Raw genomic sequence first — 21974 nt, 5'->3', positions numbered from 1 at the left:
GATCAGGAGTCGTTGCGTTCGTCCTGGATCGCGGCGCGGGTCTTCGGGCCCTTTTTGGCATCCTGCGCCGGATTGTCGCTGCCCACTTCGGGCTCGCGGTTGTCGGGGTCGGTTGCGCGGTTGATCTCGTCTCGCGTGCCGACGCGGGTGTTCACTTCACCTCCCGATCGGCTACCTTGCGATGGCGTGGCACCATCCTGCATGCTGTCGATCAGATCGTTATCGGGGTGACGGCTCTGGCGTTCGGGCATTTGCATTCTCCTTTTCCGATCAACGGGAAAGGCCGGGGCAATGTTCCGAGCCAGCCAACCGGAGACGCGCAAACGTGCGTCAAATGCGACCAAGCCGCTTCAGGCGTTGCTGGGGCTGTAATTGATGGATGCACCGAGGGTCGAACGCTTGCGCACAGTGGCGCGCGGTTCGACGAGGTAATCGCCACCTTCGCGCTCCCGCATCTCGAACGCCCCGCCATTGCGAGACACGCTGCACGCCTTGTGCAGTCGAGCCATCAGCTTCTCGTCGGGTCGGATATGCTGTTCCTTGGAATTCATGACGCAGTAACCAGTTGCACTAACCTTGGTTCCTGCCCTTATTAGAACGATATGCTGCGGCGCACAATACGGGAGTTGCATATCCCCGGTGCTGCGCCAATCTGGGCCACTGCCTCAGATCAGCCCAAGGCGCTGCAACTTGCCCGCCAGCTTGCCGGGCAGGATCTCCCCGATTTCCTCGCCCTCCGCCAGATCACGGGGTGGCTCGCCCTTGAGGTAGCGCCAGCCCTGGTGCGCCCGCTTGGGCCGGGGCATGACCCGGACAAGTTCCGGCTCCAGTTCGATCAGCCAGCGGCCGTTATCGGTCTGCGAGAAACCGAGTATTTTCGACCGGGCGACGATATTGTGCTGGTGGATCCAGAACAGCGATCCGCCGATGCACTGTTCCCACTTCGTTGGACGATAGCGGGTGGTGACATGCGGACTGCGCCGACCGGCATACCAGCTCTCGATATCGGTGAAGTTGGCCGCTCCGAAGGCAATCTTGGTCAGGTGAAGCGGCATTGCTCCCAAGATAGGATGGGCGGCGGGGGACTCAAGGCTCGCCCCGGTCGCGGCCCGATGCGGCATGCTTCAGCAGGGTGCGCGTATCGGTGATGAACCGCTGGACCATTTCGGCCATGCCCTCCGCCGCTTCGCGATAGGCAAGGGGATCTTCCTCTATTTGCGCCGGTTGCCACGCCAGCGTGTAGGACATCAGCCGGATGCGCAGGGTTTTCAGGCGGTCCAGCACCTCGTCGTGCAGCGAATGATTTCCCTGCCCCTTGAGGTCGTCCTTCAGGGCCAGCATCAGGTTGCCGAACTCGATGGCAAAACGCTGGCGCAGCGCAAGGATCTCCGCAGCGTCCGGAAGCCGATCCGAGAGCGTGGCTGAAACCATGAGGCGATAGGTCTCTTCCAACCGGTCCAGCGCTTCATGCACGGACATGAGCAGTTCTCCGTTTAAAGGAAGAATTTGTATTTCAGTGGGATTGGGATGCCGGAATTATTATCGGTTTCTTTCAAAACCGCTGGCTATTCTTGAATTATACCAGAATGTCCATTGCGTTCAAAGGCATAATTCAATCATGATTAATGCCGCATTCTCCAAAGTCATTCGCTTTGCTGACGTTCTATCCCGATGACGTTTCACAAGCGCACTCGGGGTCGAACCCGAACTGTGGCCCGTGTTGGCGTTACATGGAAACGAGACCGCTCGCGACGGCCAGGCCGAGGAAGGCAAAGAAGCCCATGGAATCGGTGATCATGGTCACGAAGACGCTGCTCGCCACGGCCGGATCCTGGTCCAGCCGTTCGAATGTGACCGGAACCAGAACGCCTGCCATGCCGGAAACGATGATGTTGATGACCATGGCCACGGCAATCACCGCGCCCAGCTGCGGGCTGAAGATCAGCGCCGTGGCCAGGCCGATCAGCACCGCGATGGTGGCCCCGTTCATCAGGGCCACTTTCAGTTCGCGCAGCACGAGGCGCGAGGTGTTGGACTTGGTCAGCTGGTTCATGGCGATGGCGCGCACGGTTACGGCCATGGTCTGCGTACCCGCATTCCCGCCGATGCTGGCGACGATCGGCATAAGAACGGCCAGCGCCACCAGTTGCTCGATCGCCGCCCCGAAATAGGCGATGATGGCAGAGGCGACCACGGCGGTACCAAGGTTCGCCACCAGCCAGCGCACGCGCGCCGAATAGGCATCGCGCAGCGGCTCGTTAATGTCGCCTTCGCCAGCACCCGAGAGCAGCAGTGTATCCTCGCCAGCTTCCTCGGAAATGATGTGCACGATGTCATCGACGGTCAGCTGGCCGACCAGCCGCCCGTTCTCGTCCACCACCGCAGCAGAGATCAGCGCGTATTTCTGGAAACGCAGCGCGACCTCTTCCTGGTCCATCTCCACCGGAATCAGCGTCTGGTCGCGCTTCATCACGTCGGTGATCTTCACCGACCGCGGCGTGCGCAGAATCCACGAAAGCTGGCAGGTGCCCAGCGGGTGGAACCGGTGATCCACCACGAACACTTCCCAGAATTCGGTGGTCAGTCCTTCTTCGGAGCGCAGGTAATCGATGAGGTCGCCCACGGTCATGGAATCCGGTACCGCGATCAGCTCCCGCTGCATCAGGCGACCCGCGGTTTCCTCTGGGTAAGCGAGGGCGGTCTCGATAACCGCGCGGTCGCCCGCTTCCACTTCGGCCAGGATGGCGCGCTGGTCACCCTCGTCGAGGTCTTCGATCAGCTGGACGGCATCGTCGGTATCCAGCTGCCCGACGATTTCCGCTACGGCTTCTGGCGGAAGATCCTCCAGCATGTCCTCGCGGACGTAGTCGTTCAGCTCGGCCACGACTTCGCCGCTCATCAGGTCGGTGATGGCACCGGCCAGTTCGCGTCGGTCGTCCCGCTCCAACAGTTCGAAAAGGTCGGCGATGTCGGCGGGGTGCAGCGGTTCTACGAGGTCGTAGGTGCTATCCTCGTTGTCATCGCGCAGGCTCTCGCGAACCTGGCGCACGAACTCTGGCTTCAGCCGGTTTTCCTCGTCGAACTGCCGGCCTTCGCCCTGGACCCTGTCCTCGGGCGTGGCGGCTTCGGCATCATGTTCGTGAAGGTCGGTATCGGCCATGTCTCGCGGTCTATGCCCTGTGGCCGCAAAAGCAAGGCGCAGCAACACGGTAGCCGTGACTTTCGCGCAGCGATCCTCTAACGCGCCCCCAACTTTGCAAGGAGACACTGGAATGGCCGAAGAGAAACTGACTTTCACCCTCGATTGCGGCGATGGCAAGGGCGGCGACGTCGTGATCAAGCTGCGCGGTGACGTGGCCCCCAATCACGTAGCCCGCATTACCGAACTGGCGAAGGAAGGCTTCTACGACGGCGTGGTCTTCCACCGCGTGATCCCCGGCTTCATGGCGCAGGGCGGTGATCCCACCGGCACCGGCATGAGCGGTTCGGACAAGCCCGACCTGAAGCAGGAATTCAACAACGTACCCCACGTTCGCGGCGTCTGCTCGATGGCGCGCACGCAGGACCCGAACAGCGCGAACTCGCAGTTCTTCATCGTGTTCGACGATGCCCGCTTCCTCGATAACCAGTACACCGTCTGGGGCGAGGTCGAGAGCGGCATGGAACATGTCGACGCGCTGCCGACCGGCGAGCCGCCCGCCAACCCGGGCAAGATCGTCAAGGCCACCGTCGCCTGATGCAACAAGGGGCGCCCGCTGAGGCGCCCCTTTTCATTTCCGGTCCTTGAATGGCACCGGCTAGAGACCGGCGTCTCTTACCCAGTCGTGGAAAATACGCACGGGCCGCGCTTCCAGGTCTGCCGGACGACAGACGAACCAGTACGAATAGGGGCTCGCGATCTCCTTGTCGAACAGGCGGGCCAGGCGCGGATCGTTGATGCGGTTAAGGTGATCGTCGTGCATTACGGCAATGCCCATGCCCTGTGCCGCCGCCTCCAGGATAAGCTGGCCTGAATCGTAGTGATCGATAGCGGCCGGTTGCAGCTTCTCCAGCCCCAGCGCCGCTTTCCACGCATCGAAGCTCATCACCATGTCCGTGTGCAGCAGGAACGTCTGCCGCGAAAGCGCCTCGATACCTGGGTTTTCGCCCAGTTCGGCGACCAGATCGGTGTTGGCGATGGCGTGCACGGTATTTTGGTCCAGCTGGATCGAATACAGCGAACGATCGGGCATGTGGGTAAGGGTGATGGCGGCATCCAGCGTATCGCCCACCCTGTCGACCAGATGCGGCCCGGTGTCGATATCCAGATGCAGGCGCGGATGAACCTTGCGCAGTTCGTTCAGGCGCGGGAACAGCCGCTGCGTGCCGAACAGCGGCATCACGCCCAGCCGCAGGCGCATCAGTTGAAGGCTTTCACTTTGCGACTCCACTGCCGCCGCCAGCGATTCCAGGTGCGGGGCGACGGCATCGTAAAAGACTCGGCCCTCGTCGGTCAGCCGCATGGTCTGGCCAGAGCGTGAAAACAGCTTGCGCCCGGTGAAGCTTTCCAGGTTGCTGATTCGCCGGGACAAAGCCGACGGACTCAACCCCAGTTCACTGGCGGCAGAGCGCGCCGACCCCAGCCGGACCACGCGAATGAACGCTTCCAAGGCGCGAAGTGGGGGCAGGCGGCGCATTTATGCAATCTCGATAGAAAACCGGCCTCTGTCGAGACCGAATTTGCAGTGGGGGGCAAGTTTTTGCCGCACTGCACCAAAAAAGTGTGCAGGACGAGGAACTTGTCACTCTGATGGCTGTCAGGCGTCTTCCAGGCTCTCTTCCCGGACCGGCGCATGAAGCCGCAGGCGGGTGACGTGCGTTTCATCCCCGGCGGTGACTTCGATCCGCCAGCCGCTGGGATGGTCCAGGATCGTGCCGGGTTGCGGCACTTCCTCTGCCAGCACGAAGGCAAGGCCGCCCAGCGTGTCGACTGCCTCCTCCACCTCGGCCAGGGCCGGATCGCCGACAACCTTGGCGACATCGTCCAGCTCTACGCTGGCATCGGCATCCCAGACCCCGACATCCACGGCGACGACCTGCTCGATCGGGGCCTCGTCGTGCTCGTCCTCGATCTCGCCGACGATTTCCTCGACCAGGTCCTCGATGGTGATAATGCCGTCGGTGCCGGAAAACTCGTCTACCACGATGGCCAGGTGTACGCGCCGCTGGCGCATGTCGGCCAGCACGTCCAGCGCACCGCGGGCCTGCGGCACGTAGAGCGGCTGGCGCATCAGCACGGTCCAGTCGGAAGGCGGCTCCTTACCGCTGGCGAGATAGGCGAACACGTCCTTCAGGTGCATCATGCCGATCACGTCGTCCAGCTGGTCTCGATAGACGGGCATGCGCGAGATGCCGTGTTCGGCAAACAGGTCGACCATCTCCTTCCACGGCACGGTCGCCTCGACTGCGATGATCTCCTTGCGCGGAATTGCCACGTCGTCGGCATCGTGCTCGCTGAAATGCAGCAGGTTGCGCAGCATGGTCAGTTCGACGGAGGAAAGGTCCCCCTTCGAAGGATGATCGCGGCCATTCGCAGCCTCGTCCTCGTGCTCGTCGATTGCTTCTTCCAGCTGCGCGCGCAGGCTGGTGTCGCCCTGGTCGTCAAACAGTCCGCGGATGGCATTCCATAGCCCCCCCGAACTACTGGCGCCGCTGCTACTCTCCGATTCTCCGGTCTGGGAATCGTCAGGTCTGTCACTATCGGGCATTGCCCTGTTACTTTCTCCGTTCAGGAACTGGTTTCGCTATATGGGTTGGCTATCCCCATTAGTGCAAGCGCATTCACTTCCAGCGCTTCCATTTTCTCCGCATCCTCGTCCGAAATTTCGTGATCGTGGCCAGCCAGATGGAGCAGGCCGTGAAGGATCAGGTGCGCGGCGTGATGCTCCAGCGCCACGCCTTTGGCCTCGGCTTCGCGGGCGCAGGTTTCGTGGGCGAGGGCGATGTCGCCCAGCATTTCAGGCGGCCCCTCGTCAGGGTCGAGATGGACGAGATCGCCGCGCTCCAGCATTGGAAAGCTGAGCACGTTGGTGGGCTTGTCGCGCTGGCGCCACTCGCGGTTGAGTTCGTGCACGTGCGCGTCGCTGGTGAACAGCAGGCTGGTGACAAGGCGCGGGTTGGCGAGTTCTGGCGCTACCTGCTGCGCGGCTTCGGCTACACGATCGGCCAGGGCCTCCCAGTCGCCTGCCGGCCACTCTTCGATGTCGATTTCGAGTTCCAAGGGATCAGTCGGCGTGACCGCGCCCTTCCGCCGGGCCTTCGTAGGCTTCCACGATGCGGCCCACGATGGGGTGGCGCACCACGTCGGCGGCGGTGAACCGGGTTACACCGATGCCTTCCAGCCCCTCGACGCGCTCCACTGCATCGGCAAGGCCGCTCATGCGATCACCGCCGGGAATGTCGACCTGGCGCGGGTCGCCGCAAATCACCATGCGGCTGTTCTGGCCGAAACGGGTGAGAAACATTTTCATCTGCTCGCGCGTGGTGTTCTGCGCCTCGTCCAGGATGACGAAGGCATCGGCCAGCGTGCGACCGCGCATGAAGGCGATGGGTGCGATTTCGATCTCTCCGCTGGCAAGCCGGCGATCCACTTGCTCGGGCGGCATGCAATCGTAAAGCGCGTCGTAAAGCGGGCGAAGGTAGGGATCGACCTTGTCTTTCATGTCTCCCGGCAGAAAGCCCAGCTTCTCGCCAGCCTCGACCGCGGGGCGCGAAAGGATCAGGCGCTGCACGCTGCCGGTGATCAGCTGACTGATTGCTTGCGCGACGGCCAGATAGGTCTTGCCCGTGCCCGCTGGCCCCAATGCGAAGATCATGTCGCGACTGTTCAGCTGGCGCATGTAGTCCGCCTGCATATTGCTGCGCGGCGTGATCGTCTTCCTGCGGGTACGGATCATGATCGGCGGACCCTTGGCCGCGCCGGTGACAATGCCATCGAGCAGTGGCTGGTCCGCCATGGTGATCAGCGCGTCGATCGCGCCGGCATCGATATCCTCACCCGTCAGCAGCTTCTCGTGCAGTTTGACAAGCACATCGCGGGCGCGGGCGACATCGTCCTCCGTACCCTCGATGGAAACCGTGTCGCCGCGCGCGGCGATGTAGACGCCCAGGCGGTTTTCGATCTGTACGAGATTGGCGTCGAATTCCCCGAACAATGCGCCAAGCGTGGTCTGGTCATCGAACGAAACCTCCACCCTGGCACGCCTTGAGGCGTCGCGTCGTTGTTCGGGATGGGCGATCGTGGCGGCATTGTCGCCGGCGTCACGGGGAGGTTTGCGTGCCATGCGGCTCTTGGCGATTCCTTTCGATTGGCTACGGGCAAAGATAGGCTTCACCCGCGCGCTGGCAAGCTGGACAGGTCAAGATGGCGGTGGAAAGTCACCGTTACGCAACAACAGGCTAGGCGACCGCGTGCTCCAGCAGCCGCCCCTGGAGGGAGCTGGGACCGGCGTGGACCAGTTCGGCGCGCACGGTGTCGCCGATCTGCAATTCGCTGTCGAAGAACACCGACTGCAGCCACGGCGACTTGCCCAGCCACTGGCCCGGCTTGCGGCCCTTGCGCTCGATCAGCACGTCGCAGGTCTTGCCAACGCTCGCCTTGTTAAAGGCATACTGGTCGCGGTTCAGGTGCGCCTGCAGGCGCTGGAGCCGTTCGTCCATCACCTCCATCGCCACGTGATCGGGCATGCTGGCGGCGGGCGTTCCGGGGCGGGGGGAGTACTTGAAGCTGAAGGCCTGCGCGTAGCCCACCGCATCGACGATATCGAGCGTCTGTGCGAACTCCGCCTCGGTCTCACCCGGGAAGCCGACGATGAAATCGCCCGATAGCGCAATGTCCGGCCGCGCCGCGCGAAAGCGTTCGAGCAGCTTGAGATAGCTCTCGGCCGTGTGTGAGCGGTTCATCGCCTTCAGGACGCGGTCGCTGCCGCTTTGCACCGGCAGGTGCAGGTAGGGCATCAGCTTGTCGACTTCGCCATGCGCGGCGATCAGGCCGTCGGTCACGTCATTCGGGTGGCTGGTGGTGTAGCGGATGCGCTGCAGGTCGGGCAGCCCGGCCAGTTCCCGGATCAGGCCGTCGAGGCCAACCGCATGACCCTTCGCGTCCTCGCCGCTCCAGGCATTCACGTTCTGCCCCAGCAGGGTGATCTCGCGCGCTCCGGCGTCCACCAGTTTCGCAGCTTCATCAACCAGGTCACTGAACGGGCGCGAAATCTCCGCGCCCCGCGTGTAGGGTACCACGCAATAGGTGCAGAACTTGTCGCACCCTTCCTGCACGGTGAGAAAAGCCGTGGGCGACACCTTCTGGCGTTTGGGAAGCGCTGCGAACTTGGCATCTTCCGGCATGTCCGTATCGGTGGAGCGTTCGCCCTTTACCGCACGATCGAGCATGTCGCCCAGCCGGTGGTAGGCCTGCGGGCCCACCACCATGCCCACGGCAGGCGCGCGCTTCATGATCTCCTCGCCCTCTGCCTGCGCCACGCAGCCCGCGACGGCGATCAGCGGTTCCTTCCCTGCTTCGGCACCGGATTTCACCAGCCTGCCGATGTCGGAATAGACCTTCTCCGTCGCTTTCTCGCGGATGTGGCAGGTGTTCAGCACCACCATGTCCGCCGCCTCGCCTTCGGGCGCGGGAGTGATGCCCTTGGCCTCCAGCAGTTCGGCCATGCGCTCGCCATCGTAGACGTTCATCTGGCAGCCGAAGCTTTTGACCCTGTAGGTCTTGGGGGTGTCGGTAGGTTTCATGATGCGCGCGCTCTTAGGCGAAGTGCGGGCTCGGTTCAATTGCCCCGCTAATTCACGACCGACCCGATGGCATGATGGGCCGCCGCAGTGATGGCCTTGCGGTTGGCAAGATCGTCGCCGCTGACGGGCGGCAGGAAATGCACGTCGAGCCGCACGGGCCTTAACCGCGCGAGCACGCGCTTGAAATTGTCCAGTCCCGGCTCCTCGCCCACCCAGCTGACTTCCGGCGCATCGTCGTAGACCAGTGCGACCGGTTGCACCGTCGCGCCTTCCGGCAGCGGCTCCAGCGCGCCGAGCAGGCTGGACTTGAAGGGAATGATCGCGGTGCCGTCGCTCGTCGTTCCTTCGGGAAACAGCGTCAGGGTTCCGTCATTGGCCAGTGCCTCGCGGATCTGGTCGGCTTGGTTGCCGACGTCCGACCGGCGATGGCGAGCGATGAAGACGGTGTCGTTCATGCTGCACAGCCATTTCAGGAAACCGAATTGCGCAAGCCCGTCGTGCGCGATGAAGGCGCTGTTGGCAGCGTGGGACAACGCCAAGATATCCAGCCAGCTCACGTGGTTCGAAAGGAGCAGCGCGCCCGGCTGCCGCTTGCCGTGGCGACGCAGGTCGAGGCCGGCGGCCATGCCCACCCCGGACAGGAAAACACGCGGCCACAAACGGCGCAGACCCAGCACTTTCCAGAGGTAGTGCAGGGGAACGCATACCACCAGCAAGACCAGCATGATGGATATGCGCAAGGCGATCAGCAACCAGCCCAGCGGCGATATGGCGGTCGCCGCAGGTGGGGCCACAGCGGGTGCCATGCCGTGCGGTCTCAGCTCTTGTTGTCGCGGTCGATCCGCACGCCGTAAAGTTCCATGCGGTGATCGACCAGGCGATAGCCCAGCTTCTCTGCGATCTGCTTTTGCAGAGCCTCGAGTTCAGGATCGACGAATTCCACGACCTTGCCGCTTTCCACATCGATCAGGTGATCGTGGTGCGCTTCCGGCGCGGCTTCGTAACGGGCGCGCCCATCGCCGAAGTCGTGGCGATCGAGGATACCTGCCTCCTCGAACAGGCGCACGGTGCGGTATACGGTGGCGATGGAGATCTTGGGATCGACCGCGCTGGCCCGCTCGTGCACCTTTTCCACGTCCGGGTGATCGGTGCTCTCCGACAGCACCTTCGCGATTACGCGCCGCTGGTCGGTAATCCGCAGGCCGCGTTCGGCGCAAAGGGCTTCAAGGTCGATCTGCTGATGCAAGGCAAGTCCCGCCAAAAAAATGAAAACACCCCGAAGCCATAAAGGCCCGGGGCGTTTCACTCAAGCGCGACAGTTGCGCCGACTTCAGGGGATTAGCTGGCCTTCTTGCGACCGCGCTTCTGGCCGGGCTTGCGGCCGAGGCCGATCTTCTTCGCCAGCTCGCGGCGCTTTTCCGCATAATCCGGTGCGACCATCGGGTAGTCGGCAGGCAGATTCCAGCGCTCGCGATATTCTTCCGGCGTCATGCCGTGATCGGTCATCAGGTGACGCTTGAGCATCTTCATCTTCTTGCCGTCTTCCAGGCAAACGAGATGATCGTTCTTTACCGAAGCGCGCACGGAAACGGCAGGCTCGGGGCGTTCTTCGACGACTTCTTCGTTGCCGAGACCGGAAAGCGCGCCATAGACGGTTTCGATCAGTTTCGGCAGGCTTTCACCATCGACATTATTGTTGGCGACGTGGGCGGTAACGATGTCTGCTGTCAAAGTGATCAGCATTTCATTCGCGCCGTTTTCGGAAACTTCCATGTGTACCTCTGTATTGCGGGACCCGTTATTCAACCTTCCTCTTGCCGGGAAGGATGCGGGGCATTTACGCCTTCACAGAGTATTCACAAGGGTTTCGGTAGATAAATTCCGGAAAAAAAGGTCGCGAATAGGAAATCGTATTAAGATTGCGCTTACTTAAGTGCTTTCTTCAAATATCTTTCGCAAAAGTAATGGCATCCAATGGTCCGCCTACAGCGCCGCGGTAATAGCCGCGACGATGGCCGATTTTTTCGAAACCAAATCGACGATAAAGATGCTCGGCCGGATTTCCGTCGCGCATTTCAAGAAAAATGCGTGCGGCATTTCTGGCTCGGGCGCGATCAATGACTTCGGCAAGCAACTGTTTTCCTACGCCATTCCCGCGACACGACGGACGCACGGCGATAAGCAGTATTTCTTCCTCGTCGAGTACCTGGCGAGTGAGAGCAAAGCCGCTCACTTTTTCGGGCTCGCCATCGGTCGTGCCGTCTGCATTGATCAGCGTGAAGAATACGTTCCGCAAGGTGAGCGAATCCGCCACCTGGCGGCGTGTCCATGCCTCGCCATACTGCGAATCGAAGGCGTCTTCCATGACGGCCATGATGGCATCCAGCGCGTCAGTCACAGGTCGCGCCCTCGTACCCTGGGCATCGGCACCTTCGCATCGGGGCCGCGGCCATAGATCGGGGTGAGGTCGGGGGACAGGTAGGCATCGTCCAGCAGGCAGGCGTAATTGGCATCTGGCAGCAGTTCCAGCGCCAGCACCTCCCCGTCCAGCAGGTCTGCCACTGCCTGCGCCCTGTTACCCGCGATCACCCGGTGCCGGGCGGCCTGCGCAGCCTGTTCAGGGGGAAGCGAGCGCACTTCGTCCTGCGCGGTTCCCTCGGCAGCGAAGTTCTGCACGAAATATTCGCCGTGCCCGCCGTTCATGCAAACGGTGACTGCGCCGGACTGCACCTCGCTGCCGCGCGCACGCACGAGGTAGAGCGTCGGATAACCCAGTACAGGCACACCCCAGGCAAGGCCAAGGGCGCGGGCGGCGGCAAGTCCGATCCGAACTCCGGTAAAGCTTCCAGGACCAAGCGAGACCACGATGCGGTCTGCACGCCCTCTGCCAGGCAATTCGGCGATCATGGGCACCAGCCGCTCGGCATGGCCGCGTCCGATGGTCTCGCACCGGCCATCGACCAGTGCGGAACCATCGAACAGGGCCGCAGAGCAGGCCTCTGTCGCACATTCTATCGCAAGCGTTCTCACCCACCCCGGTTAGGGGGCGTTTGCGATCAGATCAATTGGTTGAAACGGTCAAAATCGGGGCGCGGGCTGCGCTCGAAGATGGTCGTGCGGTCGCCATAGCCGATGGAACACAGCCAGTCGGCACGGTAGCGCGGCTGGTCGGCGAAGAATTCCTTCGTCGTCGCATCCTGGTCAAAACCCGACATCGGGCCGCAATCGAGGCCCAGCGACCGTGCCGCCAGCATGAGGTAGGCACCTTGCAGGGCAGAATTGCGGAACGCGTGTTCGCGGCGGCCTTCCTCGTCGCCTTCGAACCAGCTCTTCGCATCCGTATGCGGGAACAGCCACGGCAGGTGCTCGTGGAAGTCGAGGTCGTAACCGATGATGACGCAGACGGGAGCGGTCAGGATTTTATCCTGATTGCCCTCGCTGGCGCACTTTGCCAGGCGTTCCTTCGATTGTTTCGACTTGCACCACACGAAACGGCCCGGCTGCTGGTTGGCCGAAGTCGGCCCCATTTTCGCAAGCTCGTAAATGGCGTGGATCTGCTCCTCGGTGACTTCGCGGTCCTGCCAGCCATTCATGCTGCGCGCTTCGCGGAAAATCAGGTCGAGGTCGGAATCGGAAAGCGTGTCGGTCATGGGGGGATTATCTCCGGTGGATTGGTTTCACCCAGCCAACGCGAGAGGCGCGCAATCGTTCAATCGCAGCGCAATCAGGCCGCGCGCACTTCCTGCACTTCGGGGACGTAGTGCTTCAGCAATCCCTCGATCCCGTGCTTCAACGTGGCAGTGGAACTGGGGCAGCCCGAACAGGCGCCCTGCATTGCCAGGTACACCACGCCGGAACGGAAACCGCGATAGCGGATGTCGCCGCCATCGTTGGCAACGGCGGGGCGCACACGCGTCTCGATCAGTTCCTTGATCTGCGCGACGATCTCTTCCGTCCCCTCGTCATCGCCGAGATCGGCTTCCTCGTCCTCCGGCGGCACGGAAATGCCGCTGGCATCACCGCCAGTGAACAATGGCGCCTGCGACACGAAATGGTCCAGCAGCACGGCCACGACCTGCGGCTTCAGGTCGGCCCAGGCGACGCCCGGCGCGGCGGTGACGGAAACGAAGTCGCTGCCGAAAAACACGCCGGTCACTTCGCCTGTGTCGAACAGAGCCTGCGCCAGCGGACTGGCCTCGGCCTCTTCCGGCGTGGCGAAATCGCGGGTGCCGGACGGCATCACCTGCTGGCCCGGAAGGAACTTCAGCGTGGCAGGATTGGGCGTTGTTTCGGTTTCGATGAACATGCTGTGCGATGTAGGCGCGGGGCGGGGCACCCGCAAGGGCGGGAACCGCTTGGGTGGCGCAAGGCTTTCTTCACGACTATTCACCCTTGCTTCATCGCTTCATGGCCTAAGGGACAGCATGACATTTCTCTCGCGCGCCGCGCTTTCTTTTCTTCCGCTAGTCCTGCTTGCCCCAACGCCTGCCTTTGCGCAGTTCCAGGCCAATTGCACGATTGCGGCAACCCAGGCGGACGCGCCGGAATATGCAGAGCCGGACGATCCGTGGATCTATCGCGGCACCGACATCCCCATCGACGAACAGTGGCTGTTCGGGGAATTGCCCAACGGCGTGCGTTACGCGGTGCGGCAGAACGGGGTTCCGCCCTGCCAGATGAGCCTGCGTGTCGCCATCGATGCCGGTTCGATCAACGAGCGCGAGGAAGAGCGCGGCTTTGCCCACCTGGTGGAGCACCTGGTGTTTCGCGAGTCGGTCTATTTCGGATCGGGCGAGGCCATCCCGCACTTCCAGCGGCAGGGCGCGGCGCTGGGCAATGATACCAACGCCACCACCAGCCCGACGCAAACGGTCTACAAGCTGGACCTTCCCAATGCGACGCGTGCCAGCATGGACGATGCCGTGCGCCTGTTCACCGGCATGGTGACACAGCCCACGCTCTCGGCCGACAATGTCGCGACCGACGTGCCAATCGTGCTTTCCGAACGGCGGGAACGGGCCGGTCCTGCGCGCCGCGTGCAGGAGGCGACGGCGCAGACGCTGTTCGCCGGACAGCGGCTTGCCAACCGCAGCCCCATCGGCACGGTGGAGACGCTGGAAGGGGCCTCTGCCGAAGCGGTGCAGGCTTTCCACCAGCGCTGGTATCGTCCGGAAAACGCCACCGTCGTGCTGGTTAGTGATGCCGATGTGAACGTGCTCGCCAGCATGGTTGAAAAATATTTCGCCGACTGGGAAGTGCCGGGCGAACCCGTGCCCGCGCCTGACTTTGGTGATCCCGTCGCGCCCGCTGGTGCCGATCCCGACAATCCGGTCGGCGAGGTGGAAATCATCGTCGAACCCGGCCAGACCCGCGCTCTGACCTTTGCCGTTATGCGACCGTGGGTGCAGGTGGTCGACAACCTCGAATACAACCGCCGCAACCTGTTATCGCAGGTCGCTTCTGCCGTGCTGAACCGGCGGCTGGAGACCCGCGCACGGGCAGGGGGCAGCTACCTGCTCGCTTCCGTCGGGCGGGACAAGATCAGCCGCACGGTGGATGGCACCTTCGTTTCGATCACTCCCTTGGGTGAGAACTGGGAGGCGGCGCTGGCCGATGTGCGCGGCGTGATCGCCGATGCGCTGGACCATCCCCCCAGCCAGGCGGAGATCGACCAGGCTGTCGCCCTGTTCGATGTCGCCTTCGTGGACATGGTGGAACAGTCGCGTATCCAGGCCGGATCGCAGCTGGCAGACCAGATTACGCAGGCCGTCGACATTCGCGAGGCTGTTGCCAGTCCGGAGACCTTCCTCGAAGTCTTCCGCTCCATCAGCGAACGCTTCACGCCGGAGCAGGTGCAGGAGGCCACGCAGGGCCTGTTCGATGGCGAGGTCATCCGCGCCATCATGCTGACGCCCGATCCGCTGGATGCGGACAAGGCTGAACTGCGCGCCGCACTGCAATCGCCCGCCGTGGCGCTGGCCGATGCGCGTGACGATGCCGAACCCATCGACTTTGCCGACCTGCCGCAAATCGGGGAGCCCACGCTTCCCTCCTTGCGCGAACCGCTGGGCGTGCTGGACGTGGAAAAGCTGGAATTCGACAACGGTGTGCGCGCGCTGCTGTTCGGTCGCAACAACGAGCCGGGCCGCGTCACCGTGCGTGTCCGCTTCGGCGCAGGCTGGCGCGGGTTCGACGATGACGAGGCGGCCTATGCCCACCTTGCTCCCATCGCACTGGTCAATTCGGGCGTCGGCCCGCTGGATCAGAACGACCTTGACCGCGCTGCGGCAGGCAGCAAGCTTGGCTTCGATTTCCGGATCGAGGACGGCGCCTTCGTGTTCGAAGGGCTGACCCGGCAGGAAGACCTGGCGAACCAGCTCTATCTGTTCGCTGCCAAGCTGCAGATGCCGGGCTGGGATCCGGCACCGTTCGAGCGGGCCAAGGCCAGCGCGCTGCTGGGTTACGAATCGTACAACCGCGATCCCAACGGGGTGCTGAACCGCGATCTGGACTGGCTGCTGCGTGACCGTGATCCGCGTTTTGCAACCCCGACGCCGGACCAGATCGAGGCCGCTACTGCCGAAGGGTTCCGCCGCACTTGGTCGCGCCTCCTCGCGCAAGGACCGGTCGAGGTGGCCGTGTTTGGCGACATTGACCGCGCCGCAACCGTGGAGGCACTGTCCCGCACCTTCGGCGCGCTCGATCCGCGCATGCCGCTGAGCGAGGACATCGCCAGCCGCCCGCTGGAGTTTCCCGAAATTGGTAGTGGCCCCGTTCGGTTGACCCACCAGGGCGATTCCGACCAGGCCGCTGCCGTCATCGCCTGGCCCACGGCGGGCGGGTCTGCCGGACTGGTGCAGAGCCGCAAGCTCGATCTCCTTACCCAGGTCTTTTCCAACCGCCTGATGGACGGTCTGCGAGAGCGCGCGGGGGCGGCCTATTCGCCCTTCGTCACCTCCAGCTGGCCGCTCGACACGCAGTCGGGTGGGCTTATCTTCGCCCTCGCGCAGATCGACCCCGCGCTTGTCCCGGCATTTTATGAAGAGGCGGAGACGATTGTCGCCGACCTTGCCGAAAACGGACCGACGGCGGACGAACTGGCCCGCGTGGTGGAACCGGTTCGCCAGCGCATAGAGCGCGCCAGCACCGGCCATACCTTCTGGCTCAACCAGCTGGAAGGCGCTGCCTTCGATCGCAACCGGGCGATTTACCTGCAGTCGCTCTACAGCGACTATTCCGACGCGACCCCGCAGGAACTGCAGGCACTGGCTCAGCGATATCTGGCGGCACGTCCGGGGCTGCGTATCTCGGTGCTGCCCGAAAACGGTGGCGCGTCTGGCGGGGAGGCAATGTCGGGCCGCTGACACGCCAAAGTTCGCATTCGCCCGTTTCGCATGTAACCTTTGCGCCCCGCCAAGCCTGACTGTAGGAGCCGTGGCTCCCCGACACTTTTGGACTTTTCGGCCCGGCGGGGAGCGGGCGACATGAACGAGTGGATACGTGGCAGACAATTGGACACCCGATAGCTGGAAGCAGGACCGTTTCACCGCGAAGCACCTGCCAAAGTACGAAGACGCGGACGCCCTGGCAGAGGCCGTGGGCACGCTGGCCGGGTTTCCGCCGCTGGTGTTTGCCGGTGAAGCCCGCAATCTGAAGGCCGACCTGGCGCAGGTTGCTGCGGGGGAGGCTTTTCTGGTGCAGGGCGGCGACTGCGCGGAAAGCTTCGCCGAATTCACGCCCAATAATATCCGCGATACCTTCCGCGTGATCCTGCAGATGGCCGCGGTGCTGACTTTCGCCAGCAAGATGCCGGTCGTGAAGGTCGGGCGCATGGCGGGCCAGTTCGCCAAGCCGCGCAGTTCCGATTACGAAACGCAGGGCGACATCACGCTGCCCAGCTATTTCGGCGACAACGTGAACGGTATCGACTTCTCGCCCGAATCGCGCCGTAACGATCCGCAGCGCATGGTCCGCGCCTATTCACAGGCGGCGGCGACGCTGAACCTCCTGCGCGCCTTTGCGGGCGGTGGTTACGCCAACTTGCGCGAAGTCCACCGCTGGACGCTGGATTTCATGGACCGCAGCCCGTGGGCCGGTCAGTTCAAGCAGATCGCCGACCGCATTGGTGAGGCGCTGGACTTCATCGAGGCCTGCGGAATCGATATCGAAGAGCAGCAATCGCTCAAGACCGCGACCTTCTACACCAGCCACGAGGCGCTGCTGCTGCCTTACGAGCAGGCGATGACGCGGCAGGATTCGCTGACCGGCGACTGGTACGATACCTCCGCCCACATGCTGTGGATCGGGGACCGCACCCGCTTCATGGACAGCGCGCACGTGGAATTCCTGCGCGGGGTCAACAATCCAATCGGCGTGAAATGCGGCCCCTCGCTGGAGCCCGATGCGCTGCTGCAGATGCTGAACGTGCTCAACCCCGCGCGCGAACCGGGACGGATCACGCTGATCAGTCGGTTCGGCGCGGGCAAGGTCGAGGACGGCCTGCCGCCGCTGGTGCGCGCCATCCAGCGCGAAGGCCACCCGGTGGTGTGGAGCTGCGATCCGATGCACGGCAATGTCGTGAAGTCCGAAAGCGGCTTCAAGACGCGGCCTTTCGACCGCATCCTGTCCGAAGTGCGTGGCTTTTTCGCGGTTCACCGCGCCGAAGGCACCCACGCTGGCGGCATCCATGTCGAAATGACCGGGCAGGACGTGACAGAGTGCACTGGCGGCGCGGTGGCCATTACCGATGCTGGCCTCGCCGATCGCTATCATACCCATTGCGATCCGCGACTGAACGCCGCGCAGGCGCTGGAACTGTCGTTCATGCTGGCCGAGATGATCAATCTCGAACTTGGCGAAGCGCGCGAAGCGGCAGAGTAGGCTTTCCTGTCCCCTTCCGGGGATAATACCTGGCCTGCTTTGCGCTGGCCGTTAACTAACCGCGGCTATGCTAAACCTTGATTTTTCAGGGAGTTTGCCAGGTGCAAGTGTGGCGCGCGCTGCGGGATCCGGTGTTGGCGGGAGTGGTCTGGGCCATGTTGGCGCTCGGATCGCTGGTGCTGCGCGATATGCTGGGCGGCGTCATCGTGGTCTGGGCACCGGCGGGCGCCATGGTCGCTGCCTTCTACGGGGTGAGGCAGCAGCACTGGATCCGCCTGGCACTCGTCCTGCTGCCGATGCAGGCGGCAACGTCTTACCTGATCGGCACGCCCCTCCTGCTCGCGACAGCCTTTGCCATTTCAAGCGTCGTTCAATCCGCGCTGATCGCGATGGTCAGCGTACGCGTGCTTGGCGGACGCGCCCGGTTGCCGCGCCGATTCCAGCAGATATGTGGCCTTTTCGCCGCCGCCATGGCGGGATGCCTGGCGGGCGCGCTGATAGCCATCCCGTTTCGCGCGGAGCAGACGTTTGCCCAGTTCGCCTGGTGGTACCTTGCCAATGTGCTGGGCGTGGTGATTTTCGCCCCGGTCCTGCTGATGGTGCTGCGCAACCTGACTTCGCGCGGAAGCGGGGTGGATGACGGGACGGTGGAGCGCTCGCTTTACACCCTGTTGCTTGGCTGCGCGCTGCTGTCGCTGCTTGCTCTGCAGGTCCACGAGGTCACGCTGATGCCGCTGCTGGTTGCAGCGATGGTTATTGCCGCGGTCCGCTATGGCCAGATGGCCAGCCTGCTGGTCGTGCTAGTCTATGCCGCGGTCGCCACGGCGCTGAGCGTCGTGTCCGGATCGCCGATGCCCTATCTCGGCGTCAGCGCGGCGGAGGCGACCCTGGTCTTCCAGACGTGGATGGTGACCATGCTGGCCACGGCCCTGCCGGTTGCTGCCACGCTGATGCACCGGCAGCAGCTGCAGCGTGAGCTGATCGCCCGCAACCGGGAAATGCGCGAGAGCCTGATGCTGTTCAACCTGGCGGAGGAAACCGCGCGTATCGGCCGCTGGCGTCTCGATCTGGCAGGGGGCAGGCAGGATTATTCGCCAAACATGCTGGAAATGCTGGGCCTGCCGCGATCGCTTGCCCCCGATCCGGGCGATGTAAGGCATCGCATGCCGCCCGGCGGCGAGGAGCTTTTCGAGCATATCGAACGAAACCGGGAAACGCTCGATACCTATCGCTTCACGTTCTGCATCAGGCCGGCCAACCAGCTGAAACGCGTGCTGCAAATGTCCGTGCGCAACGAATTCGACCGGCGCGGCGAGCGGTCGGCGGTGTTTGGCGTGGCGATGGACGTGACCGAGCAGGTCCGCCGCGAGGAAGCGCTCGACACCGCGCGCAACCGCGCGATGAAGCTGGCGACGGAGGCGCAGAAGCTGGCCAATACCGATTCGCTTACCGGATTGCCGAATCGGCGCCATACCTTGGCCCGGCTCGACAACATGGTGGTGGTAGCGGAAAACTACGGCGGACCGCTGGCCGCGATCCTGTTCGATATCGACCATTTCAAAGCCGTGAATGACACCCATGGCCACCAGACGGGCGACGAGGTCATCCAGAAAGTGGCACAAATTGCGCGCAGCAAGGCGCGGAAAGGCGATGTGGTGGGCCGCATCGGCGGGGAGGAATTCGTCTGGCTGATCGCGGGCACGCCGGAGCATGCCGTTAGTCAGCTTGCCGAGCGTCTGTGTGAGGCGGTGGGCCAGGGCTTTGCCGGAACACGCCTGCCCCGGGTCACCATCAGTGCGGGCCTTGCGTACTTTCGCCAAGGTGACACGGGCGACTGCCTGCTGGGCCGCGCCGACGCCGCGCTGTACGAGGCCAAGGGAGCCGGACGCAACCAGGTGAGGCGCGCTGCCTAGGCACTTTGTCCCGATTTTTTCTGTGCCTTGCGGGTGTTAATCGGAAACCCGATTTGGCATTCGTTCGTAGGACACAGGAAAAAGCCCCCCGGGAGACGGCCTTGCCCCAGACCAGTATCCGCAAAGGTTCCAGCACGCCCCCGGGCGCGCTCGCAGACCGTTTCGTGGCCACCCGCAGCCTGATGGAAGGGTTGCTGGCGCCGCTGAGCGAGGCTGATGCCACGATCCAGTCTATGGAAGATGCATCCCCTGCGAAGTGGCACGCGGCCCACACCACGTGGTTCTGGGAGACCTTCCTGCTGCGCGATCACCTGCCCGACTACCGCCTGTATGACGAGGCTTTTCCGTTCCTGTTCAATTCCTATTACGAGACCGAGGGAGAGCGCATCGCGCGCGGCAACCGCGGCCTTGTCACCCGGCCGACTTTGGCCGACGTGCTGGAATGGCGCGCTCATGTGAACGCGGCGATGGAGCCGCTGCTGGATGACGAGCGCTGCCTTGACCTGATCGAACTGGGTCTCGCACACGAACAACAGCACATCGAACTGCTGCTGACCGACATTAAGCATGCGTTTTCCAAAAACCCGCTCGGGCCCGCAATGTGGGACAGGCCGGGTCCGGCAGCGCCGGCACAGGCGGACGGTTGGATCGAGCATCCCGGCGGCATCGCCCGTGTCGGCCACCAGTCGGAAGGTTTCGGGTTCGACAACGAAGGCCCGGCGCACCGCACATTGCTGGAGCCGTTCGCCATGTCGCGCCGCCTCGTTACCAACGGGGAGTGGGACCAGTTCATCGCCGACGGTGGCTATGGGGACCATCGGCTCTGGCTGTCCGATGCCTGGGACTGGCTGAACCGCTGCAACATTACCGCGCCGCTCTACTGGCGCGGCGAGGGCGCGGGGGGCGAGCATTTCACGCACGCAGGCTGGCAGGAACGCGATCCGGATGCGCCGGTGTCGCACATTTCCTATTTCGAAGCCGATGCTTTCGCCTCCTGGGCGGGGTGCCGCCTGCCCACGGAATTCGAGTGGGAAGCCATCGCCCGCGGACAGGACGCACCCGAGACGGGCCAGCGCTTCGATGCCAGCGCGGGCAACCAGCTGGACGCTGCCGTGCCGCCGACGCCTGTTGGCACGGCAGAGCTGTTCGGCGATGTATGGCAGTTCACGCGCTCGGCCTATCTTCCTTATCCGCGGTTCCAACCCGCGGAAGGCGCGGTGGGCGAATACAACGGCAAGTTCATGGCCGGCCAGTGGGTGCTAAAAGGTGCCAGTTGCGCCACCGTGCGCGGCCATTCGCGGGCCAGCTACCGCAATTTCTTCTATCCCCAGCAGCGCTGGCAATTCACCGGCCTGCGGCTGGCAAAGGATATCTGATGGCAAATTCCGAAGGCATCCAGCTCGTCGATCTCGACGAGGACGGGGTCGACCGCGCCTTTCGTGCCGACGTGCTGGCAGGCCTCGGCCAGCCGCAAAAGGCGATTCCGGCGCGCTGGCTCTACGACGATGCGGGTTCGCAGTTGTTCGAGGACATCACGCAGGTCCCCGAGTATTACCCGACCCGTTCGGAAAAAGAGATTTTGGAGAACCGCGGCCAGGAATTTGCCGACGCTGTCGGTTCGGGCCGCGCGGTGGTGGAGTTCGGCTCGGGCTCCTCGGTGAAGACGCCCTTGCTGCTCGAGGCCATCGATCCGGGAGCCTATGTGCCGCTGGATATTGCGGGCGATTTCCTGCGCGCCGCCGCAGCCGACCTGTCTGCCAAGTTCCCGGGCCTGCCGGTCTATCCGGTCGAAGCGGACTTCACGAAGAAAGTGCAGCTGCCGGCCGAGGTGGCCGATATGCCCAAGCTCGGCTTCTTTCCCGGCTCCACCATCGGCAACATGGTGCCGCGTAGCGCGGTCGACCTGCTGCGCTCCATGCGGGAAACGCTGGGCACCGATGCCATGCTGCTGATCGGCATGGACCTGATCAAGGACAAGGATGTGCTCGAAGCCGCCTACGACGATGCACGCGGCGTGACGGCGGAATTCAATCTCAACCTCCTGCGCCGCATCAACCGGGAGCTGGATGGCACCATCCCGGTGCAGAAATTTCATCACGAGGCACGCTGGAACGACACCTTCGCCCGTATCGAGATGCACGCCGTGGCGGAGGAGGATGTGACTTTCAGCGTGGCAGACAGAAGTTTCTCCATGCGGGCAGGCGAGACCATCCATACCGAGAACAGCCACAAGTTCGACGCGCGCAGTTCGAACACGCTGTTGCTGGCGGGCCACTGGACGCCGATCGCACGCTGGACCGATGCGCAGGGGCGCTTTTCCGTGATTCTGGCCGAAGCCACGATCAAGCGCGCCGCGCCCTAGAAACGGCCTTCGCAAATTCGGGCATCGCGCCCTATATT

The 21974-nt window shown here is 63.3% G+C and carries 23 protein-coding genes; 6 read left to right on the top strand and 17 right to left on the bottom strand.

The features are described from left to right. Nucleotides 1-2 precede the first annotated feature (2 nt). The 5 genes from D2V07_RS03325 to mgtE all read right to left on the bottom strand — a co-directional run bounded on the left by D2V07_RS03325 (nucleotide 3) and on the right by mgtE (nucleotide 3160). Complete coding sequence (locus tag D2V07_RS03325; RefSeq protein WP_119584646.1) at nucleotides 3-251, bottom strand: hypothetical protein; 249 nt, start codon at nucleotides 249-251, stop codon at nucleotides 3-5. 99 nt (nucleotides 252-350) lie between these two features. After that, complete coding sequence (locus D2V07_RS03320) at nucleotides 351-551, bottom strand: hypothetical protein (protein ID WP_119584644.1); 201 nt, start codon at nucleotides 549-551, stop codon at nucleotides 351-353. A 114-nt stretch (nucleotides 552-665) separates the two neighbouring features. After that, complete coding sequence (locus tag D2V07_RS03315; RefSeq protein ID WP_119584642.1) at nucleotides 666-1055, bottom strand: DUF1489 family protein; 390 nt, start codon at nucleotides 1053-1055, stop codon at nucleotides 666-668. Nucleotides 1056-1086: 31 nt separating this feature from the next. Next, nucleotides 1087-1479 (bottom strand): hypothetical protein, encoded by a 393-nt coding sequence (locus D2V07_RS03310; RefSeq protein WP_119584640.1) that lies wholly within the window; start codon nucleotides 1477-1479, stop codon nucleotides 1087-1089. A gap of 247 nt (nucleotides 1480-1726) precedes the next feature. Then, entirely contained in the window at nucleotides 1727-3160 is a 1434-nt protein-coding gene (gene mgtE / locus D2V07_RS03305) for a magnesium transporter (RefSeq protein ID WP_119584638.1), read from the bottom strand. Between the two features lie 112 nt (nucleotides 3161-3272). Here mgtE and D2V07_RS03300 point away from each other — a divergent pair, with 112 nt between their 5' ends. Next, nucleotides 3273-3737: a peptidylprolyl isomerase gene (locus D2V07_RS03300; protein ID WP_119584636.1), complete on the top strand. Its 465-nt coding sequence runs from the start codon at nucleotides 3273-3275 to the stop codon at nucleotides 3735-3737. Between the two features lie 60 nt (nucleotides 3738-3797). Here D2V07_RS03300 and D2V07_RS03295 read toward each other — a convergent pair whose 3' ends face one another. From D2V07_RS03295 to D2V07_RS03240, 12 genes are all read right to left on the bottom strand, one after another. Then, entirely contained in the window at nucleotides 3798-4676 is an 879-nt protein-coding gene (locus D2V07_RS03295) for a LysR family transcriptional regulator (RefSeq protein WP_119584634.1), read from the bottom strand. A gap of 120 nt (nucleotides 4677-4796) precedes the next feature. Next, nucleotides 4797-5747, bottom strand: a complete 951-nt coding sequence (locus tag D2V07_RS03290; RefSeq protein WP_119584632.1) for a hemolysin family protein — start codon at nucleotides 5745-5747, stop codon at nucleotides 4797-4799. 20 nt (nucleotides 5748-5767) lie between these two features. Continuing rightward, nucleotides 5768-6259 carry an rRNA maturation RNase YbeY gene (ybeY, locus tag D2V07_RS03285; protein ID WP_119584630.1) on the bottom strand — a complete coding sequence of 164 codons (492 nt, stop codon included), beginning with the start codon at nucleotides 6257-6259 and terminating at the stop codon, nucleotides 5768-5770. 4 nt (nucleotides 6260-6263) lie between these two features. Beyond that, nucleotides 6264-7322 carry a PhoH family protein gene (locus D2V07_RS03280; RefSeq protein WP_119584628.1) on the bottom strand — a complete coding sequence of 353 codons (1059 nt, stop codon included), beginning with the start codon at nucleotides 7320-7322 and terminating at the stop codon, nucleotides 6264-6266. 115 nt (nucleotides 7323-7437) lie between these two features. Continuing rightward, a complete protein-coding gene (miaB, locus tag D2V07_RS03275) occupies nucleotides 7438-8781 on the bottom strand; it encodes a tRNA (N6-isopentenyl adenosine(37)-C2)-methylthiotransferase MiaB (RefSeq protein WP_119584626.1) in 1344 nt (447 codons plus the stop codon). A 47-nt stretch (nucleotides 8782-8828) separates the two neighbouring features. After that, complete coding sequence (locus D2V07_RS03270; protein ID WP_119584624.1) at nucleotides 8829-9587, bottom strand: lysophospholipid acyltransferase family protein; 759 nt, start codon at nucleotides 9585-9587, stop codon at nucleotides 8829-8831. 11 nt (nucleotides 9588-9598) lie between these two features. Next, a complete protein-coding gene (locus tag D2V07_RS03265) occupies nucleotides 9599-10027 on the bottom strand; it encodes a Fur family transcriptional regulator (RefSeq protein WP_119584622.1) in 429 nt (142 codons plus the stop codon). 92 nt (nucleotides 10028-10119) lie between these two features. Then, entirely contained in the window at nucleotides 10120-10554 is a 435-nt protein-coding gene (locus tag D2V07_RS03260) for a MucR family transcriptional regulator (protein ID WP_119584620.1), read from the bottom strand. Between the two features lie 169 nt (nucleotides 10555-10723). Beyond that, the gene (rimI, locus tag D2V07_RS03255; protein ID WP_119584618.1) at nucleotides 10724-11179 is read right to left on the bottom strand and encodes a ribosomal protein S18-alanine N-acetyltransferase; all 456 of its coding nucleotides are present in this window, start codon (nucleotides 11177-11179) and stop codon (nucleotides 10724-10726) included. Further along, nucleotides 11176-11811 (bottom strand): tRNA (adenosine(37)-N6)-threonylcarbamoyltransferase complex dimerization subunit type 1 TsaB, encoded by a 636-nt coding sequence (gene tsaB / locus D2V07_RS03250; protein ID WP_119584616.1) that lies wholly within the window; start codon nucleotides 11809-11811, stop codon nucleotides 11176-11178. Before tsaB ends, rimI begins: the two co-directional genes overlap by 4 nt. Nucleotides 11812-11837: 26 nt before the next feature. Beyond that, nucleotides 11838-12431: a malonic semialdehyde reductase gene (locus D2V07_RS03245; RefSeq protein ID WP_119584614.1), complete on the bottom strand. Its 594-nt coding sequence runs from the start codon at nucleotides 12429-12431 to the stop codon at nucleotides 11838-11840. A 74-nt stretch (nucleotides 12432-12505) separates the two neighbouring features. After that, on the bottom strand, nucleotides 12506-13087 hold the full coding sequence (locus D2V07_RS03240) for a NifU family protein (protein WP_119584612.1): 582 nt from the start codon (nucleotides 13085-13087) through the stop codon (nucleotides 12506-12508). Nucleotides 13088-13205: 118 nt separating this feature from the next. On the opposite strand from D2V07_RS03240, the gene D2V07_RS03235 reads away from it, so the two are divergent. From D2V07_RS03235 to egtD, 5 genes are all read left to right on the top strand, one after another. After that, the gene (locus tag D2V07_RS03235) at nucleotides 13206-16145 is read left to right on the top strand and encodes a M16 family metallopeptidase (RefSeq protein WP_119584610.1); all 2940 of its coding nucleotides are present in this window, start codon (nucleotides 13206-13208) and stop codon (nucleotides 16143-16145) included. Between the two features lie 136 nt (nucleotides 16146-16281). Continuing rightward, a complete protein-coding gene (locus tag D2V07_RS03230; protein ID WP_119584608.1) occupies nucleotides 16282-17661 on the top strand; it encodes a class II 3-deoxy-7-phosphoheptulonate synthase in 1380 nt (459 codons plus the stop codon). Between the two features lie 101 nt (nucleotides 17662-17762). After that, a complete protein-coding gene (locus D2V07_RS03225; RefSeq protein ID WP_147366895.1) occupies nucleotides 17763-19574 on the top strand; it encodes a sensor domain-containing diguanylate cyclase in 1812 nt (603 codons plus the stop codon). 101 nt (nucleotides 19575-19675) lie between these two features. After that, nucleotides 19676-20950 carry an ergothioneine biosynthesis protein EgtB gene (gene egtB / locus D2V07_RS03220; RefSeq protein WP_233548220.1) on the top strand — a complete coding sequence of 425 codons (1275 nt, stop codon included), beginning with the start codon at nucleotides 19676-19678 and terminating at the stop codon, nucleotides 20948-20950. Next, the gene (gene egtD / locus D2V07_RS03215; RefSeq protein ID WP_119584604.1) at nucleotides 20950-21936 is read left to right on the top strand and encodes an L-histidine N(alpha)-methyltransferase; all 987 of its coding nucleotides are present in this window, start codon (nucleotides 20950-20952) and stop codon (nucleotides 21934-21936) included. Before egtB ends, egtD begins: the two co-directional genes overlap by 1 nt. The last annotated feature ends 38 nt before the right edge of the window (nucleotides 21937-21974 follow it).

The sequence above is a fragment of the Aurantiacibacter zhengii genome, from assembly GCF_003584125.1.
In the GTDB taxonomy this organism is placed as follows: Bacteria; Pseudomonadota; Alphaproteobacteria; order Sphingomonadales; family Sphingomonadaceae; genus Alteraurantiacibacter; species Alteraurantiacibacter zhengii.
The sequence above is the reverse complement of the archived record's forward strand: the minus strand, read 5'-3'. Positions and strand labels throughout refer to the sequence as shown.